At 55.7% G+C, this 20,305-nt stretch carries 11 protein-coding genes; 5 read left to right on the plus strand and 6 right to left on the minus strand.

The window, feature by feature from the left end:
* Window positions 1-698 precede the first annotated feature (698 nt).
* The 3 genes from ACWF6P_RS22225 to ACWF6P_RS22235 are packed head-to-tail and all read right to left on the minus strand — an operon-like array spanning window position 699 to window position 3,343.
* Window positions 699-1,451, minus strand: a complete 753-nt coding sequence (locus tag ACWF6P_RS22225) for an amino acid ABC transporter ATP-binding protein (protein WP_452622621.1) — start codon at window positions 1,449-1,451, stop codon at window positions 699-701.
* Between the two features lie 23 nt (window positions 1,452-1,474).
* Window positions 1,475-2,416 (minus strand): amino acid ABC transporter permease, encoded by a 942-nt coding sequence (locus tag ACWF6P_RS22230; protein WP_452622490.1) that lies wholly within the window; start codon window positions 2,414-2,416, stop codon window positions 1,475-1,477.
* Window positions 2,417-2,428: 12 nt separating this feature from the next.
* Complete coding sequence (locus ACWF6P_RS22235) at window positions 2,429-3,343, minus strand: ABC transporter substrate-binding protein (protein ID WP_452622491.1); 915 nt, start codon at window positions 3,341-3,343, stop codon at window positions 2,429-2,431.
* A 1,376-nt stretch (window positions 3,344-4,719) separates the two neighbouring features.
* On the opposite strand from ACWF6P_RS22235, the gene ACWF6P_RS22240 reads away from it, so the two are divergent.
* From ACWF6P_RS22240 to ACWF6P_RS22250, 3 genes are all read left to right on the plus strand, one after another.
* The gene (locus ACWF6P_RS22240; RefSeq protein WP_452622492.1) at window positions 4,720-5,475 is read left to right on the plus strand and encodes a FadR/GntR family transcriptional regulator; all 756 of its coding nucleotides are present in this window, start codon (window positions 4,720-4,722) and stop codon (window positions 5,473-5,475) included.
* A gap of 351 nt (window positions 5,476-5,826) precedes the next feature.
* Window positions 5,827-6,615 (plus strand): gamma-glutamyl-gamma-aminobutyrate hydrolase family protein, encoded by a 789-nt coding sequence (locus tag ACWF6P_RS22245; protein ID WP_452622493.1) that lies wholly within the window; start codon window positions 5,827-5,829, stop codon window positions 6,613-6,615.
* A gap of 754 nt (window positions 6,616-7,369) precedes the next feature.
* Window positions 7,370-8,971 carry an alkyl/aryl-sulfatase gene (locus tag ACWF6P_RS22250; protein WP_452622622.1) on the plus strand — a complete coding sequence of 534 codons (1,602 nt, stop codon included), beginning with the start codon at window positions 7,370-7,372 and terminating at the stop codon, window positions 8,969-8,971.
* An 880-nt stretch (window positions 8,972-9,851) separates the two neighbouring features.
* Here the strand turns inward: ACWF6P_RS22250 and ACWF6P_RS22255 are convergent.
* Window positions 9,852-13,142, minus strand: coding sequence for a protein kinase domain-containing protein (locus ACWF6P_RS22255; RefSeq protein ID WP_452622494.1), 3,291 nt, complete (start codon window positions 13,140-13,142; stop codon window positions 9,852-9,854).
* A 446-nt stretch (window positions 13,143-13,588) separates the two neighbouring features.
* Here ACWF6P_RS22255 and ACWF6P_RS22260 point away from each other — a divergent pair, with 446 nt between their 5' ends.
* Entirely contained in the window at window positions 13,589-14,539 is a 951-nt protein-coding gene (locus ACWF6P_RS22260) for an alpha/beta hydrolase (RefSeq protein WP_452622495.1), read from the plus strand.
* Between the two features lie 400 nt (window positions 14,540-14,939).
* Here ACWF6P_RS22260 and ACWF6P_RS22265 read toward each other — a convergent pair whose 3' ends face one another.
* Window positions 14,940-16,109, minus strand: a complete 1,170-nt coding sequence (locus ACWF6P_RS22265; protein ID WP_452622496.1) for a hypothetical protein — start codon at window positions 16,107-16,109, stop codon at window positions 14,940-14,942.
* A gap of 989 nt (window positions 16,110-17,098) precedes the next feature.
* Here ACWF6P_RS22265 and ACWF6P_RS22270 point away from each other — a divergent pair.
* Window positions 17,099-17,857, plus strand: a complete 759-nt coding sequence (locus tag ACWF6P_RS22270) for a FadR/GntR family transcriptional regulator (protein WP_452622497.1) — start codon at window positions 17,099-17,101, stop codon at window positions 17,855-17,857.
* Between the two features lie 97 nt (window positions 17,858-17,954).
* Here the strand turns inward: ACWF6P_RS22270 and ACWF6P_RS22275 are convergent, their stop codons facing one another.
* Window positions 17,955-19,340 carry an MFS transporter gene (locus ACWF6P_RS22275; protein ID WP_452622498.1) on the minus strand — a complete coding sequence of 462 codons (1,386 nt, stop codon included), beginning with the start codon at window positions 19,338-19,340 and terminating at the stop codon, window positions 17,955-17,957.
* Window positions 19,341-20,305: the final 965 nt, after the last annotated feature.

The raw sequence follows: 20,305 nt of genomic DNA on the forward strand, positions 1-20,305 counted from the left end.
GTACCCCTAGATCTGCTCGACCGGTGTTAATCCCAGATGCAGATCGACTTCTCACGAAGTCATCCGGTGTCCAGAATTAGCGACAGTCGGCACCGAAATAGAACCTACGGCTATCGAACAGCGACGGCCTACCCGTGCCACAAATCCATCGAGTCGCGACCTGCACCATCGACCGTTTGAGAAACCGCGACGGGACTCGACAGCGCGATCGGGAACCGGCGGCACGAACTACAACCCGGGTAGCGAAGACAGTCTGCGGGCGCATGCCTTCCCCGCTTGCGACTACACCGCCGAAGCTCCGAACAGCGTTTGAACCAAAGATTTCACCTGTTTGCCGAACAGAGACGGGACTCGTCTACGTCGCATTCGCGATTCATCACTACTTCTAGCGCGATTGTCGGGCCACACGCCTCGAAAGTAGCGAAGAACATGCACATAGGCACGCGGTCACGAAATTCACAAGATTGTGATGGACTGATTCACACAGCGATGCCAAGCAGCCTGTATACATCAATCGCTTCGCCGGAATGCTCATACCTGAGGGTACTTAGATTCAATTGAGGGGGTCGACGAGTCATATGATAACGTCCTAAGAAAGTCGACGAATGGACTTTTCAAGACACAGCAATAAAGGCGGTCAAGGCGAAGATCGGCATTGAAATCGGGTGATGGAGCGGATTGACTCGAGGTCGCACCGCTTATAAAACCGATGCCAAGAATGCCTTGGTTCTGTCTTCCTTGGGATTGGTAATTACTTCCCGAGCGGGCCCCTGTTCGACGATGTAACCATCAGACATAAAAACGACGCGATCTGCCACATCCCGTGCAAAATTCATCTCGTGCGTGACAATTACCATGGTCATTCCTGACTGGGCCAGATCTTTCATTGCCGCCAAGACTTCCCCCACCAATTCAGGGTCGAGTGCCGATGTCGGCTCGTCGAACAGCATCAACTTCGGCTCCATGCATAGCGCCCGCGCTATTGCAACCCTCTGCTGTTGCCCACCTGAGAGCTGGCGAGGATAAGCCGATGCCTTTTCCGTCAGACCAACTCGACCCAAGAGCCTCATGGCTCGTTCGACCGCGATTTCCTTTTCGATTTTCAATACCTGACAAGGTGCTTCGATAAGGTTTTCAAGCACAGTCATATGAGGAAATAGATTGAAATGCTGAAAAACCATTCCAATATCGGCTCGGCTACGACAGATTGCCGAGTTCTTGCGTTCATGCAACTTCGTTCCACGAACGTCATAACCGACAACGGAATCGTCAATCCATATGCATCCACTATCCGGTTTTTCTAAATGGTTGAGACAATACAAAAGCGTGCTTTTTCCTGACCCGGACGGTCCAATCAGGCAAACAACTTCACCTGCCGAGACTCGGAAGTCGATACCCTTGAGTACTTCAATCTTTCCGAAACTTTTGCTAATCGACTCCACGCGAACCATCGGGTTATCACCGATTCGATTACTCACTTGATTCCTCCGGCCGTCGGGCGAGATTTGGCGAAGAAGGTGAACTTGCTGAGCATCGCCATTGACGACGATGAAGATGCCCGGTGCGCACCTTTCTTAAACTTTCTTTCCAGATAATTTTGCCCCACCGCCAAGATCGATGTGACCAACAAATACCAAATACTCGCAACCATCAACATAGGAATCGTCTCGAATGTGCGGGCGGAGATAATCTGGGTGCTGTATAAAAGATCGGGAACTGCAATAAAACTGACGATCGCAGTAGTTTTCAGCATACCGATTGTTTCATTCCCTGTTGGCGGAATGATGACCCTCATCGCTTGCGGAAGAATGATCCGCCGCATTGCATGAAGTCGGGTTATTCCCAAGGCAGCAGCTGCGCGCGATTGACCTTCGTCGACAGAGAGAATTCCCGCGCGTACAATTTCCGACATGTACGCACCTTGATTCAAGCCGAGCCCAAGTATCGCCGCCAACATAGGAGAAACTATCTCATTGGAGTTCAGATGAAGACCTGGAATTCCGAAACTGATAGTCGGATACAAGGCGGCGAGATTGAACCACAACAGCAACTGCACAAGCACGGGTATTCCTCGAAAGAATGTCACGTACCCGAAAGCTACCGTGCGCGCCACTGGATTCGAAGAAAGGCGCATAACAGCAATTACTGTTCCGAGAAGAATGCCAATTAGCATACATATCGCCGTCAGACCCAACGTCACAAGAAGTCCGTTGAGGATCGATACATCCCGCGCGTACATCCATACGGTTTCCCAGCCGAAACGTGGGTTCGTGAAAACAGACTGCAGCATCAAGGCGACTAAGGCCAGAAGAACTACGGCTGATGTCCATCGCCATACGTGGCGTTTGTGAGCGATCGTGTACTCGACCGGACTAGGAGGTTGGGTTTGAATGAGAGGGGCAGTTGGAGTGGTCACAGTTACCTCCCCTTACCTTGCGTCCACAGCTTGAATCGAGATAGCAGAGTCCTTGGGATATCCCCATCGATCGATCATCTGCCCATATGCTGGCGACGATACGATATTCTTGACCGCTTCTCGGATAGCCGGTTCCAAGGCAGAGCCTTTCGTTAGGGCAATTCCCGACGGCGTCGGCTCGTAAAATCCGTCTGAGGAGAGTTCGAACTTGTTTCCGGAATTATTGGCTTGGTACACGAGCGCAATCGCGGGAGACATGATACCGTCCACTCTGCCAGAGGTAAGCGCAAGCGTACTTTCTGCATTAGTCGGGAAAGTGCTTACTTGAATTTCAGGTTTTCCATTGTCGGTGCACTCTTCAGAAAGGGATGGAAGGTATTTAACAGCCGAAATTCCTCCTTTGAGAGCACCAATCTTATTTCCACACAACGTTCCGGATTTTATTGAAATGCTTTTCGGGTTTCCTGCCGCGACAGCGAGGCCGGTGCCGGCCTGAGTGTAAGGGACGAAATCAAGATTCTTTTTCCGCTCCTCGGTGATCGAGATATCCGATACTCCGAGATCGAATTTTCCGGAGGCTAGCCCAGGAAAAATATTGTCAAATGTTGCATTTTGGCGGTCAATTTTAAGGCCAAGAACTTGCCCAATTGCTTCAACCATTGAAACTTCGAATCCGATAACGGTCTTATTATCGGTGTCAAAGAAGGCTACAGGCGGAGAATTTGTACCTCCCGCAACTACTAGAACGCCACTCTGTCGAAATTCTTCCGGAAGTAGGTTGCGGGCAGTTTCATTAATTTCCAAAATATTTGGTGCCACGGACTGCTGCGCCGCCTGACCGTCGTCAGATTTTTCTGTGTCCGAGACATTAGTACAGGCCACACTTGCCGTGACCGCCAACAGGCCCACGAAGAGAACTGAGCTCATCTTTCGATTGAAGAACATAGTAATACCTTTCGAGTCGGGTTGCGTCGCACGCGGGCGCTGAGTTTCAGATGTATCAGATCCCGTGTTTGTCTCCGTCGGAAGTTCTGCGATATACGCACTGACGGTTGAAAGTGCTCAGAAGCTCTGATCTTTAAAATCTTGCTCGCTGGTCAGGCCAAGAACGTGAACTTCATATTCCTGCGCGTGATCCGGAATAGCCAAGTTTCGGGCCGTCCCGAGATCAGGCAGATGGAATTCGAATGCTGACGTCATTATTTCTGCGCCCGAGATGCCTTCTGTGGTCGATCCGCTGTGAATACTCGGCCTCGTGGTCGCCATCCCCTCATTGCGATGGCGACCGCTCACAGATTAAGTCAGAACGAACCATTTCGATAACGGTTGCTGATTACCGCCCAAGTGCCTAGCCGCGATAGTTAGATGCGGCAAGGTCTTGTGAGAAACGCTTGCGTCCATGTAGTTCCGTGGTAGCAGTCAGCGCGTCGGGCCGCGTCCGCAGGCACGCCATCCCATCAGCATTCTGTCTTTGCGGTCCAAATTTGCGAATGGGACGGTGATGCGGGACCTACATCTTCGATGTCATGGTTGCTCCTGATGCCGCGTCGAGCACTAAAGGGTCAGACAATTCAATGATCTGTGACTTAGACCATTGAACGTGTTGAACATGAAACACGCAACAGGCGCGCGTTGTCAAGACTGCGCATTGATTCGTTCAAGTACTCCATGAAGCCCCTCGTTGACCTTGTATGACAGTGAATGCTCCGGCTTGACAATCTCGTCAGGTTCTACGCGAACGCAGACTGATGGACCAAACTGACCCACGACCATGGACGCGCCGGCCTCCGCCCCAGTTTTCGCCACCCAAAGCTCGACAAGTCGGAAATCTTCGACAAGGTTGCGTGCCAACACCTGCTCGGTGCCCGTGACCGCACCAGCGTGCCCCGAAGATTCGCGGACAGGGCCCTCACGTCTGACATTTGTCGCAGAAACGATCTTCTGCCTATCACCTATGCAGTGCCCCGCAGCACTCACCTGTGCTTCACCTCCAGCATCGTCCACCCCAGACGAAGATTGACGAGCGGGCGGTACCACTTCTCTTCAGCCGAGCACCACAGTTACGCAAACTTATCGACCCTTGCCTCCCACGCAGGCAAGGGATGGCGGCTTCCAAGGCCCACGATGACATGTTTGCACCTCGACGATAGAGGTCGAGATTGGTCTCAGGCATTCGCTAGGATCAATGATCTACATGTAAGTTCATTCAAAAGTGACCGCACCGTACCAGCGCAGATACCTGCCAAGCGCTCCGGCAACCCGTTTCGCGACGAGATCGCGGGAGCACAAAGTGAAGGGGCACCATGGAGCGCCGGAATCAGCCAACCGCCGATGTCCCTGGCCTAGGCCATATAGCACGCGAGGTCACCACGGTCTCGGTTCCCCAAGGAGTCGCCGAACACCTCAAGGGAATGATCCGTCGCGGGGAGTTGGGGCCCGGGGATCAGCTTCTCCCCGCACGCCAGCTCGCGCAAGAACTGGGCGTCGCCTACATGAGCCTCCACGAAGCCTTGAAGCGACTTCGCGAAGACGGCTACATCACCGTCCGTCGCGGCAAATCCGGTGGAACATTTGTCTCATCCTTGCGCCAGCCGGTCGAAGAGTGGCGCAAGACCTTGCTTGGACAGGAAGGTGAACTCGATGATGTGACCACACTGAGGGTCGCTGTGGAATGTCATGCCGCAGCCCTCGCGGCAGTTAATCGCACCGACGATGACCTGGCGGCCATGCAAACGGCGATACACCAGGAAGCTGAAGCCGAGAACAGGGCCGAGTTCAGGCTCGCCGATGCGCGATTCCACCATGCGGTAGCCAAAGCTGCCAACAGCCCACGCTTAGCACAAGCGATTCAAGCTGCGCGTGGCGAGCTTTTCAGTCCGACCGACATGCTCGACCACCCCGAGCCGCGCGAAGAAGACCTTGAACAACACGAAGATATTTACCAAGCGATCAGGGACGCAAATCCAGATCTGGCTAGCACCGCCATGCGCATCCACATTGAATTCACTCGGGATGAACTGCATCGAATCCTTGGGCACAAGTCGGCTCACCTTCATTAATTCGGTTCAGATCGGTTCCGAAGTGATGAGGCGAGATTTCGGGGTCAACCGTGACGCGTGAGGGCGGTTGCTGAACGCGACTATCGAACATTTTCGTGGTCACGAACCGCAGGTCGAGCGTCCCAGGCCAGTGAATAACGCCCTGTACTTAGGTCAGAACGTATATGCACGCACCCGGAACGAACATGTTCGTCAGCCGACCGGACTCCGATGCGAGTGCCCCGGCCGCGACCGGTGGCAGTCCCACCACACCCGGGGTCATGCGAGTCCACTACACCCTTATGATATAACCTATGGATCTTATATCTTTAAATATTTGCTGACGCTCGATCAGCAATGTAAGGAGTTGACATGACCGCCACGGATACCGGTCCTCGCATCGCGATACCTGTCCGAATTATCGGTCCAGCGACAGATCCGATCGTTGCTGCATCCGAGCTGTTCGTCGATGCTATCGCCGGTCTCGTGAGAGAGGCAGGCGCTCTCCCCGTTCTGGTGGAGCCTGGAACAGAGGAATCCATAGAGCAAGTACTCGCAACCTGCCACGGCATCTTGATTCCAGGGGGCGGAGACATCTCCCCCGCCCTCTACGGGGAGAAAACGGATCATCCGATGCTCTTCGGCATCGACGACACACAAGATCAGTTCGACCTGGCGGTCATGCGGTTCGCCTTCGAAAATGAGAGACCCCTTCTGGCGATCTGTCGAGGAATGCAGCTCCTCAACGTATTTTGTGGAGGAACACTTCACGTCCACCTGGAATCGAGTCCGGTCAACCACTCCGTTCCCCTTGTAACTGGCCTCGAGATGAGTACGCATGAGATCGCTCTCCTTCCCGGGACACGATGCGCAACTGCTTACGGCAATGTGCGAGCGATCAACGCAACCTCAGGCCACCACCAGGCTGTCGATTCGCTTGGGGTAGGACTACGCGCGAGTGCAGTCGCCCCGGATGGGATCGTAGAGGCAATCGAGCGTAACGAGGAATCGCTGTGGGTACTCGGTATCCAATGGCATCCGGAGCGAGACTTCCCTGATGCCGAGCTTCGCCTCCCGGTCTTCACGGCCTTCGTCGAGCAAGCACAGCGCGTCAGCTTGAATTCGCCGTACCCTGCGGATCCGGAGAGGACCGCCAGCTGATACGACGTCTTCGGGCTGTATCGATGCCGCGGACTTCCGGGATCGTAAACAACGAATTCTTACATATCCGTTGCTCCACAAGGGATCTGGCGTTTCGGAACCACTCCGCAGAATGCCAGAAGACGTCTCTCGTACACGATAAGCGCTGCACGCCTGGGCATCGACTGAACCTGGTTCCATCCTCGGATGCACGCGGCATAGCCCCCGGGGGGGTACGGCCTGTGGTAGAAACGGTCCCTGATTCCGGTTGCACGAACTCAAGGTCACCTGAGAGATCGGGATCGGCGATCAAATTCACTGTCGGTTGTCGGAGTACCTCTCCCGCACTTTTCACTCACTTAGCTGTGTTCAGACAACCCCATTCATCAAGGATTTTCACGCACCCAGTCCGGAGGCCCCACTAATGTCCAACAAAACCACGAGATCTTCGGCGCCCGAAATTCCGGGAAGTCAGCAACCTGCGTCAGCGGCGACCCTAGAGATCTGGAAACGATCCGCAACGCAGTTGCCATGGGACGACCAACAAGCCTTCGATGACGCCAAACGCGGTCGAATTGCCTCCATCGAGCCTCCCATAATTCGGGACGCCTCCGGCAAGACACTGTGGGACCTGCGGGAATGGAGCTTCGTTAACGGACCTGCCGTCGATACCACCCACCCGAGCCTCTGGCGAGCAGCACAGCTCAACCTGGCACACGGACTCTTTGAGGTAGCCGAACGTGTCTATCAAGTGCGCGGATACGACGCAGCGAACATGACTGTCGTGGTCGGCGATCGTGGGTATGTCGTCATCGACCCGCTGAACTGCGTCGAAACCTCGAGCGCAGCACTTCAACTCGTCCGACAAACTCTCGGCGACCGCCCCGTCACCGCAGTGGTCATCACTCACTGTCACGGAGACCACTTCCTGGGCCTCAAAGGTGTCGTCGACGAAAATGATGTTACGGCAGGCAAAGTTCCCCTAGTAGCTCCCCTTGGATTCTACGAACATGCAGTAGCGGGGCCTGTCGCTGCACCTGCCATTATGGCTCGTCGGTCTGGATTCCAGTTCGGAGGTCAGCTTCCGCGGGGGCCACGCGGTCACTGCACCGTCGGCATGTCCGCCGGACTTGCGCTTGGCACAGCCACACTTATCAAACCTACTGTCACAGTTGACACTACCGGCCAGGAAGTCGTCCTCGATGGAGTTCGCTTCGTGTTTCAACACGCACCGAACACTGAGGCACCTGCAGAGATGAACTTTCACCTTCCAGAGATGAGGGCACTGTGTATGGCCGAAACCGTTACACACCAACTGCACCACATCTACACGCTCCGTGGCGCACCCATCCGTGACGCCCGTGCGTGGTCAGGTGCAATCGACGAGGCGCTCACTATGTTCGGGAACGAGACCGACGTCATCTTTCATGGACACCATTGGCCAGTGTGGGGGCGGGAACGGATCTCGACGTTGATGGCTCAACACCGCGATATTTATCGATACATCCACGACGAGACCCTGCGCCTAGCGAATCACGGATATACACCCTCTGAAATCGCCGAACTGATTGAGCTTCCGGAAAGCCTCGAATCGAGTCTCGACGTGCGCGGCAACTACGGTACAGTCCGTCACAACGCCAAGGGCGTGTATCAGTACTATCTCGGCTGGTTCGACGGCAACCCCGCCAATCTGGATCCGGTCATCCCATCCGAGGCAGGCCACCGATATGTTGCTGCTTTCGGAGGCATTGAAGCCACCCTTGAACTAGCCCGGTCTGCTGCGGACGAGGGTAGTTACCGCTGGGCAGCGGAAGTACTCAAACACGCACTGGCCGCAGAACCTGAGAATCCCGACGCACGTCATATGCAAGCCGACGTGTTTGAGCAGTTGGGGTACCAAGCGGAGAGCGCATCGTGGCGCAATTATTATTTGGTTGCTGCTCGGGAACTGCGTATCGGTGAGCCCGCTGCCCGAACGGGCAGCTTCGTAACACCCGATCTCGTCGCTGGGATGACACTCGACATGATGGTGGACCACATGGGCGTTAGATTAAACGGCCCGCGTGCAGGCAAAAAGGAAACGCTTCGCGTCGGCCTCCGCATTACTGATTCGGCCGCGCAAGAAGGCGACTCCATTCTGGTTGTCGAGAACGGCACGCTCCGACTCGCACAACCCGACTCAATGCCCCCGCGGACTACCTTGCGCATCTCGCGTCAGATGTTTGCCGAACTCGCTTTCGGAGCAAAGAATCTCGCTGCTGTACTCGAAAGCTCAGAGGTAGTGGTCGACGGACCGCTCGCCGATGTAGACGAGATCTTCAGCTTGCTCGACACGTTCACCGGCGCATTCTCGTTGGTCACTCCCAATTTGCGTTGACCCGGGATGTACGGCAATTTCGCCGGGAGTCTGAATCAGGCTCCCGGCGTACCTCTTTCGCACTTCCCGGTTTCACAATTATAGCCGCGCGGCCCGGCCAAACCCCCTAACGGCGACTGCAATACGGTTTGTTTCAGCAACACAGCCCCATCAGAAATACCCTCGACCCGCGCATAGGTCATCGGGAAGTCGCGCGAGTTCCGGAACACCAGAATGGCTCTCGTACTGCAGATTCCACTGAAACGAAGTGCGCCCACCCAGTTCGCCAGCAACGACAATGCCAGTCCTTCGCAGACCCAAGAGGACTGATCGCTCCGCCACGAAAAAACTCGGCATCTACAAGGTTGCCTGGTAGTGCCGAGCACTGGTTCTCATCGAACCTGACAACACTTACTGTAAGTTCAGTCTCAAGCGCGAGTTCACGAATTTCTCAGCATCCCAATTAATTTAGACCAGACCCCCATCTACGCGCAGCCGCAACCAAGCTGCTCCCCGCGAGAGGAGCAGTCCGAGACGACGACGGATCTGAATAGAACCCTTCCACCCTCGGTTAGAATTGGATCCAGCCACACAACAGTTCGAGCACTGACAATATTTGAAAGCCGTTGTGAAACAACAAGTAATCGAGTGCACGCTTGTATCGCAAGTCCACTTGGGCAACACCTCGCTGGACCGAAAGACCGTGCCACATGGGGTTGTACCGACAGCATTCGGCAGCGAGCTTCTAACCATTCCGCCGATACCCGATCTTCAACGGCGGTGACTACTTCCGCGCTGGCCCAGCACTCCCAGTGGTACGCACCGAAGTTCCGACTCTCGTGGCGAACGCGTGAACGCGGCAGAGTGGCGTACTCAGCGGCTTACCCTGACAGTCCGATACTCAGGCGTCATTCTGTGTCTGACCTACTATCCATGCCGCAACCTGGGCTCGCGAGGTGAACATCAACTTCTCAAGGATGTGGGAAACGTGTCCATGTACGGTGCGCGGCGAGATAAATAGCTGTGCGGCGATTTCCTTGTTTGTGCATCCATCAGCGACCAAGCTCGCGATCTCAAACTCACGGCGAGTGAGTTTCGCGAGTGGCTCACCCGTCAGCGGCTTATCAGATGGATGATCGTCATCGAGTGCGAACCTAATTGCCTCAAACAGACTCATGGAACTGCCCTGCGCACGGGCCGCATCAAACGCTCGCTTCCCCATCACATGATTTAGTTTCGCTTCACCCTCGCGCTGGCTGATGAGAAGAGAAGGAAACATAATGGAAGGGCTGCCCATGGCACGACCGAGTTGATCTGCTGCGCTCATCAGCACTACCGCCCGCCGGGCTTCTTCCTTGCCCCTCGCAATGCAGGCCAATCCTTCGAGGCAGTGGACTGCTGTGAACTTGTCGTCTGCCGCGTCCGCAAGCCGCAGCCCCTCAGTAACAAAATCTCCCGACTGCCCGTAATCACCTTGCTGCCAAAGGCAAAGCCCCTGGGCCCACCGTGAGACAGCACGGTTCACTGTCTCGCCATTCGCCTCTGCATAGGAAAATACCCCTTCAAGGCAGGTGAACGCCTCTCGATTGTTCCCGCCTAAAATAAGCGCGAACCCGAGCGAAAGCTGAGCTCGCAGTCTCAGTAAGTGTTCGTTTGACTCGCCGAGCCCATCGACAGCACGCTGGAGCAGTACGCCAGCGTGCTCAAAATCTCCCCGCAGAAGGCTGGTGTACCCATCAGTGATGTCGAGAACCGCAATTGCGACCGGTTCATTGAGTGAAGCGGTGACGTCACGAAGCGCCTTGAGTCGAGTAATCGCCATGGGCAGGTCATCCTGATGGGCAGCGAGCAACGCGTCGGTATGGAGCACTTTGGCTCGATCGAGGCTGGGCTCATCGGGCGGACAGGCCAGAGCTCTACTCATCCAGTATCGGCCTTCGCTGAATCGACCGCGTGCGAGCCAGAACGGATAGAGAGCAGCGGCTGCGCTTCTGCAGTCTGGATTTTCCTCAGACATCGCGAATTCCAGCGCTTTTCGGATGTTCGATAGCTCTCGTTCTAAGCGCGCAATCCATTCGAGTTGTCGCGAACTGATCCATTCAACTTCCGCGTCCACAGCCATTTGTCGATACCATTCCGAGTGTCTACGCCTGCATTCACCGTAGCCACTGGCACTCACTGCCTTTTCGCTGCCGTAGTCGTGCACAGTCTCAAGCATCCGAAATCGGATCACGCCGTTTGTCTCTTCTCGAATCAATACGGACTTCTCCACGAGTCCGGACAACAGATCCATGAGATTGGGTCCGATTTCGCACACATACTCCACTGCGTCCATCTCGAAGCCCCCGGCAAAAGCTGACAACCTTACCCACAGCTGCCTTTCAGGCAGAGTGCACAGATCGTAACTCCAGCCCACACACCAACTCAGAGTCTGCTGCCTCGTCGGTGCACATCGAGTGCCGCGGGACAGCAGTACATAGCGGTCGTCCAATCTCGCCAGTATCTGTTCAGGAGACATCGTCCGTAGCCGCGCCGCGGCAAGCTCGATGGCAAGGGGCAACCCGTCTAGTCGTGCGCAAAGCTGAGCCACGACCAATCCATTGTCCTTCGTCAACTCGAATCCAGGCACCGCCGCTGCAGCCCGTTCGGCAAACAACGTCACGGCATCATACTGAGCCAGCTCATGATACGACGGCGAGTTTGATGGGCTCGGGAATGTCAGGGGCGCCACTGGCACCAAGGTTTCCCCGGCAATCGACAAGGATTCGCGGCTCGTCACAAGTACAGTTATCCTGGGGCACAGGCGAATCAACGATTCAACAAGATTCGCAACTGCCTCCACAACTTGCTCGCAGTTGTCAAGGATGAGCAACATTTGCCGGACCGAAAGGAAGTCCACCAAGACTTCGCGCGTCGGTCTTGCGCCCTGGTTTCGAACACCCAAGGTAGAGGCCACAACATCCACGAGAAGCGCCGCGTCCCGCAATTCACTGAGGTCGACAAACCACACCCCACCTGCGAAAGAACGACGTGCCTTCTGTGCGACTTGAAGTGCCAATCGAGTCTTGCCCATTCCGCCCATCCCGGTCAATGTCACCAGCCTCGTCCCTGGCAATGCGTTCTTCACTTTGGACAGCTGTGCACGCCGCCCGACGAATCTCGTCACATCGATCGGAAGATTGCCGATTTCGGGAGCGACCGCCTCCTTTCCTTCCGAACTGCTGCGTCTGCGCGGAGCGCTGTCATTGTCCGGGCCAGGTGGCAGCACCATTGAGCTCGGCGAGAAGCCATGATCGATCTGCACCCGGAGAAGGTGTTGACCCAAGCTCGCCGCAGTAGGGCGCTGCGCCGGGTTTCGATGCAAGGAGGCTTCGACCGCAGTGGTGACGTCGTCGGGCAATCCGCTCTGACGTAGATCTGGCAAATTTTGCTTGGTGATTCGCAGAAACTGCGCCACCAGATTTTCTCCGCTTCGTCGCTCAAACGCTGCGTGGCCGGTGAGCGCGCAGAACAGTGTGGACCCGAGTCCGTACACATCTGAGGCGGCCGTGGGGGCCTCTCCGTCCAACGCTTCCGGGGAGGTGAACGCCGGCGATCCGGTCACTATTCCGGCCGATGTTTGAAATCCCCCAGAGCTGCGAGCGATCCCAAAATCGGCAAGCAACGGCTCCCCGAAGTCGGTGAACAGTATATTTCCAGGCTTGACATCGCGGTGAATGATCCCGATTCGGTGCGCAGACTCCAACGCTCCAGCAATCTTCACCCCAAGCCCCAGCGACTCTTCCACCGTGAGCGGCCCTCGACTTCGGATTCGAGCGTCAAGTGACCCTTGTCGGTAATACTGCATGACCAGATATGGGTGACCCGGCGTCGTCTCGCCAACCTGCATCACTCCCACGATGTTCGGATGGCCAGTGAGCTGCCCCATCGCACGTTGCTCGCGATAAAAGCGTTCACGGTTGTCGTGGAGGTCTGTGGTGAGCATCTTGACGGCCACCGTCCGGTCCAAGTTGGTCTGCCGACACCGATATACGGTACCGAAACCGCCTCGTCCGATCTCCTGCGCATTATCGAATCCGGCCGCACTCAACTCGGCGACGACCTCGTCGCCGACATCGTGTTGAGTCTCAAATGGATCGAAGTTCATCGTCGCGCTTTGCTTCAGTTCTTTGCAGGTCTCGCTGTTATCCAAGGGTATCCCAATGTCTCCTGCCTCGAGGAGATGTGCGGTATGCGGTAGCGCGCTCGAGAGTGCACCTGGGGCGCTCTGTGGAACATGTGCCTCAAACTGGACGGTCGATCGTCCGAACGGATGCCTCAAGGCGGATCTCGCGAGCTGAAGCAGTTGTCCGACCATGGTGGCCAGGAACACCTTTCGTGCCACACTCTCTGACGGCCGCGCCTGCGGGCGCTCCGCCCCATGTCCCTCGACATCGAGGAATCGAAATTCATCAACCCGTTCAATACTGCGACAGGTTTATCGCCTTTGATATACGATCGTCAAAAATTCAGAATACTACGTTTGCAATCCGAAAAGATTGAAGTCAAACAAATTTGGACGGCTTTAAGCGCTGAGCCACCACCAGTCTCATGCATGATGGGTGACGAGGTGACCTGACACACGATGAGGAGCATACGATGGCAGTACACCCGCAGGCACAGCAGTTTATGGATATGATTGCTGGCGCCCCTGCGCTCGACACACGCTCACCTGCAGAAAACAGAGCGAATCTCGACCAAGCCATTGAATTGACCGGGCCTCCAACCGTCGTACACAGTATTGAAGACACTGTGGTGGTCGGGGCTCAAGGGCCCGTCCGTGTTCGCATCTACCGTCCCAGCAATTCCGAATTACTGCCGGTCGTCGTCTATCTGCATGGAGGGGGATGGGTCCTGGGCAATCTCGACATAGCCGACACAACAGCCCGCGATTTAGCCGTGTACGGCGAACTCGTAGTCGTCAGCGTTGACTACCGCCTTGCGCCCGAAAACCCGTTCCCCGCCGCGCTCGAAGACGCACTGGCTGTCACGACTGCAGCACTCGCAGGACATTTCGATGGCACTGATGCAACGCGAGTTGCCATTGCTGGCGACAGTGCGGGGGGCAATCTCTCAGCCGTCGTCGCTCAGCAACTACGGCATGAAGCTGGGCTTCGACACCAAGTTCTCATCTACCCCGTAATGCAAATGGAGGTGGGCGTGACCCAGAGCAGTCAACTCTTCGGCGAACCGCCGTTTTTTACCAACCGCGACATGCAGTATTTCATTGACAGCTACGCCCAGGGGGCAGACCGGTCAGATCCGCGACTTGCGCCCGCCGCCAACTCCGATCTCGTCGGGCTTCCGTCTGCAACCGTCGTGACTGCCGAGTACGACATTCTGCGCGACGAGGGCGAGGCCTACGCTCGGGCAATGACAGCTGCGGGGGTCGAAGTAGAAGTATGTAGATTCGATGGCCAGGTCCACCCGTTCGTATACATGGCAGGAATCATCGAAGCAGCTGTTGAAGCTAGAAAATTCATCGGCCGAGCACTGCGAAACGCAATGAATCCGCCAACCGAGACGGTAGTCGACCAAACAGGTATCTGAACATTCTGACAAATCGATCTCGGAGCGACCCGACGACGAGCTGCAGACGTCAACTTCGACGGTCATCGGTGGAAGGTGACCGATTCGGCACTGACGACGGTCTCCGATCCCATGTGAGACTTTGTTTAACGCCCAGACCCCACCACTCGACGCCGCCGCAACCCGATCCTACATTCTCGTCACGTGGTTAGTGGAACATGTTGGAACATAAACACTTTGGACGTGCACCACAATCACATCGTTGGCGATTACTGCGCATAGATTGATTCTCAAATCGATAGATAGGGAGTCCGGAGACCGTGACCAGCGGCATCTGACTGCCGCGGCATGTCGCGACACCGACAGCCTGCCTGTTGGTCGCAACGACCCAGTCACTCAATCGAGGGATCGAATATTACAGTTATCGAGCCCAAGAGTTCTTCACGACAGCTTGTTCCGAGTGCTGAAGATACTCCAAACGTGAAACCTCACGCTGCGCGACAGCCGTTCCGATTGCACCCACTGCAGCAGATCTCGCGAATTCGTTAGCTTCGTCCACCAGGACAATAACGTTTCTTGGGTGCACGCCTACTTCCCTTGCGATCTTCGGGCGTTTGGCACCCGCCTCACTCAACTCGACTACCCGCGCATAGCATTCCCGAAGGACTCGGCCTTGCATGTCTCCTTCGCACTCATTCTCAACTGCATTCCGTGCATCCCCCTCACATTTCCACTGGGATTTTAATTGAAATCGAAAATCATCGACATGCTGAGCCACAACTGAAGGAACCCCATCATTGCGAGAGTACGCTCCGGTCTTGTTCCATGGCAGGGACGGCATCCAGTGACCGAATCTGCGCAACTCCGTGCGGCAGTCCTCATCGACCCGACCTTCGATCAACATCTTTCGTAGGTTCTCCGGCATAACCGAGAGGAGAGCGTCACATTCTGCTGCAATGCCCAACTCACGCGAAAGCTGCCGACGTTCGCCGAAGAACGGAAGGAACAAATCGATCCCGATCGTCGCAATGGGGTCAATCGAATTGGTCCAACCGGTAATCACTGCCGGAACCATTATCCGCAAAGACCTCGCGTTCAGCCGGCGTACGATCTCGTGCCACATGTGCGCGTGCGAGGAATTCAGATAGCCGACACGTCTCTGGTCGATATCGACTGCGACAGCTTCACAATCGAACCAATTTCCCGGCTCAGGAACCAACTCGCACAACATGTTTCGCCTATCTGCCACCCCGTGGAGCACCTCACGAGCGAAGTAGACTTTGCTCACGGACGTTCGCAGCCATCCCCCAAGTACACACTCGATACTCGGGCGCACGTACTCACCTGGCTGTCGCGCATATCCGGTATTGCCATCGGACAAATGCTCCGGAATCTCCGACTCACAATCACCCTCCGTCTGGTGTGAACCCAAGTACCAACTTTGGTCCAGGTCTTCGACGGGCGATCCAAGAGTCACACCTTGCGTTGATGCGACACGAAAGGCTTGCAACGCAGCTCCACCGGCCATCTCTTTCCGCTGCCCCCAGTCAGTACCCGCCCAAGTTCCCGATGCGTCGCTGGCGATTGCCACGGATGTATCCTTCCACCGTTCCAGGACTAATTATGTCCACTGTGATTTCTCATAGCCAATAGGCGCAAACAGCCCTCACCAACACCCATATCGACGGCCGGAGTGCTGGTGTTCGTTACGTCAGTGCGTGAATTTAGTGTGAGCCCACCGATTTTGGTTCGAAATTTTGAGGTAAGCAATCCGCTGAAGCTGCCGTCATCACCGAGTGCAGCGCAACCGAACGCCTACGTGCTATAGCGTCAAAGAGAATACAGGAAGTCTCGGGAACTAACGGCCAACAACTTCTCGAAGGACAATTTCCGACTGCGCTTGCAAAAACACAGTTCACCTGACGAGCGTCTCTTTGACACCGCACGCATGACACTGCTTTCGCCCAAGCGCCACTCGTAGCAACTTCTGCTGTAACCGAGGCCATGACAAACTGGGATCGCTGCCACACATTCGAACTCGAATCACCAACACACAGGAGAGGCAATTCAGTTTCCAAACAATGCCGGCTGAATTTACTACTGGTCGACTCAATCTCGTCACCCTCTGGGGCGGGCAATCGCTTCGAACCATCGTCGCGCCGCTGAAGTCTGTTCGGGCACCACGTCGTCAGAACCAGTCGCCAAGTCATCTTGAGCACCGAAACGTCTTTGCGGGGCATGCGAATTCGTGAGACTGGCGACACATTCGATCAGTCGATCCGACGCGCACATCTTTTCTCGACATCCGGGTAGCTGGCCGGATGACGGTAACCGCCCGCAGACCTCCACACGGGTGAAAATCGCCGCCGACAGCCAGTTCCCTTCTTCGCGGGCACCTGAAGGGCCGATCATGTGGATGCCACCCTCCTGTTGACTTAGTGCCCCGGTCGTATTGCGGACGAGCATTGTGCGTTCTGAACTGCCCGATCCAGCCACACGCCTACACTTGTCCTCGCCACTACTACGGCTTCTCGCCGACGACGGCCAATCGAACGGATGGTGAAGTCAGAATTGAGTAACGTGGCACCAATCGAGCCAGTCCGCCAGCAGGTTGCGCATGAACTTGCACTCGATCAAATCCGCACGGCGCTTTCGTTGGGTCGCTTCGATGTTGGTGAGGCATTGCCTCGCGAGAGAGACCTAGCTGAGATGCTTCAGGTATCACGTGTGACGGTACGTACTGCCTTAGCCGTCCTCGCAGATGCGGGCGTGCTGGAGATTCGTAGAGGACGAGGTGGTGGCGCATTTTTGACCCGTCCATATCTGTTCAATGAAGCTGATTCTGAATCGGTCCTTGATAGCATCGAGCGCTTACGGCAGGTATATGAGTTTAGGGTCGCCGTTGAGTCCGCCGCTGCCGCTGCCGCCGCTAAACGGCGGCGCGAGTCCGACATCGAAAGACTTCGTCGACTGACGTACGAGATGGACGATCTCATTGACACCAGCTCGAAAGATAGTCGCGTCGTTGCAAAGCACTTGGCACTTGGCACTTGGCACTTGGCACTTGATCATGAATTTCACATCGGAGTGGCGATTGCTTCCCAAAACGATTGGTTCGTTGACGCTACTCGAAAAGCCAGGCTCAACATGCTCAAGCCGGTCGGTTCGGTTTTCACCACCGTAGATACACATGCGAATGACCTGCACAAAGAGATCGTCGATGCCATCGACGCTCGGAACTCGGATGTGGCCGGTCAAATTATGACCGACCACATCCGCAACTCAGTGGAGAGAGTCGGTCTCCTTATCAGCGACATGGGGACCTTCTCCACCCCGTAGTATGTCTTCTGTAATTCTTACTTTTGAACCTGTGTCCACGAAGTTGAGAACACAGACATCAACTCCCCATCGAAGACCTTTCTGCACGCCCGTGCCGTCAGTGTTGGCGCGCTTTTCGGTCGACAGCGGTCTCGCGTACTTCGACAACCTGATTGGTCATTCTTTCTATCTCGGCCAAATTCATGTCGTGATCGGCTGTCAGGGTGCGAGTTTCGGGCATCAAGGCCACTCCCACGACAGCGATGACTGCATAAACCATGAGGTAAATGCCGAGTACGTAGTGGTTCCCTGTGATGTTCAGCAGAGAACCAACGAGCAGCGGTGCAGTACCTCCGAAGAGCGCGGTCGAGATATTGAATGCGAATGTGTAGCCGGTATAGCGAATGGTTCGCGGGAACAGCACGAGTAACGCGGGAGCCGTCTGCGAACTCATCGGGGTGAGCATCACACCCAGTAGCACCATTGCTAATGCCAGCAGAACCACGTTGCCGGTATCGAGCAGTGCGACGAAGGGTATTCCGAATACGAAGTAGGCCACGCACGTGGTCGCAAGCAGCGGACGCCGCCCCAGCTTGTCTCCCAGTATTCCAAAGAGCGGAGTTGCAACCATCATGGCTAGCATCGTCACGATTCCAAGCGCGAGAGCTGTCGCGCTGCTGACGCCGAGATCCGACTCAAGATAGGTAGGCAGGAAGGTCAAAATAACGTAGTAAGCGCCGTTTCCAAGCGCAACGATCAGGATGGTCAGAACGATCGGGCGCGGTGCTCGCCGAAACGAGTTGACGAGCGGCTTCTGTACGGTCGCACCCGAAGCCTTCATCCGCTCGAAGATCGGTGTCTCGGGAAGATCCCGCCGTAGCAAGAAAGCCAGAATCCCCAGCGGCAGCGAGACCAAAAACGGTATGCGCCAACCCCACTCGAAGAAGGCACTGTCGCCGAGCCACGAAGAAAGGCCAACAACTGTCATCGCACCGGTAATGTAGCCGATGAGCACGCCCGATTCTAGGAGACTCCCGAATAGCCCGCGGCGGTTTGGTGGCGCCATCTCCGCCATAAAGATGTTCGCTCCGGAGTACTCCCCACCTGCCGAGAAACCCTGCACAAGTCGTGCTAGCACCAACAGGACGGGTGCCAAGACTCCGACCGAAGCATAGGTGGGCAAAACACCGATCATCACGGTACCCAAAGTCATGAGACCAATGGTGAGCATGAGCATCGCTCGACGGCCATAACGGTCACCCAGCGGGCCAATCACCAATCCTCCGATTGGGCGCATGAGGAATGACAATGCCAAGACTGCGAATGACGAGAGCGCAGCTGCGGTCGGACTTTCCGAAGGGAAGAAGTGGAGCCCAATCGTGGTTGCGGCGTAGCTATAGACACCGTAGTCGAACCACTCGACAACATTTCCGAGTGCTGTCGCGCGTACGGATCTATTGACCTGCTTCGCGGACAAAATTGGTGGATCGCTGTGCTTGCTCATCGTAGGCACTCCAAGGTGTCATTATAACAGTGTCTGTGCAGTTGTTCTGCAGCAGTGTGGATTTCGAAGATTTTGATCCCACGGTCTCTACGCGATGAGTCAGAGGAATTACCGCCGCACAAGACTCGACAGTGGGAGTCCGGAAACGAAGATCTGGACGTATGACTTTGGTGCCGTGGACCCCTAGCACCCCAGATTCGACGGCTCTTCTGTTGCAATGTCTGCGGCCATGCAACCCCAGCGCCTGTCGCGTCGATGTAGTGTCGGCGACAGGGAAGGTTCAGAACGATTACCCATCCGGCGGCTGAACAGTGCGATTCCGCTCGCCGGCCGGGAACCTTACACGGCCAAGTCAGCTCCGATTTATACATCAGGAACGAGCCGTGCCCTATGGCAATCTTCGGTAGTTCAGTGTTCAGTCGTCAGGTCAAACGACGGCGCGGATTTGCCACTACCAGTCGCAACATCGATCGGACCCCCGAGAAGCTAGTGGCGGTTTCCTTGCATCCCGCCCACCGTCGATATCAATCTCAGTGAAGCTTCGACGCTCTGCAGCTTCACGGATGAACATCACCTCCATCCAGAACGATGAATGCCCGATCGGTCGGCACCACCTCGTCAACAGTCGTGCACGGACCATCGCGAACGACGAGACGATGCGTACTTACCGTTCGGTTAGCACCTAGATTTTCCTCGAAGAACGCTACAGATTCACCCTTCGCCACCCAGGAACAGGTGTTCCGCCCTTCCTGAATGCTAGGCGTCAGCAAGATCGTGCAGTTGCTCACGAGTAGTGACCTCCACAACTTTAAAGGTATACAGGTTGAACCTTTATACATTAAAGCACCGGCAGCGCAGTCCCTGTCAAGCATTTTGTCAAGAAAGTTGATGGAAGGGGCGGTCGGACGCGTTCGACGTTCGCAGCACCCACGATCCAATATGCCTGCAATCGAACGAGATTCGCC

The sequence above is a fragment of the Rhodococcus sp. NPDC055024 genome (assembly GCF_053608585.1).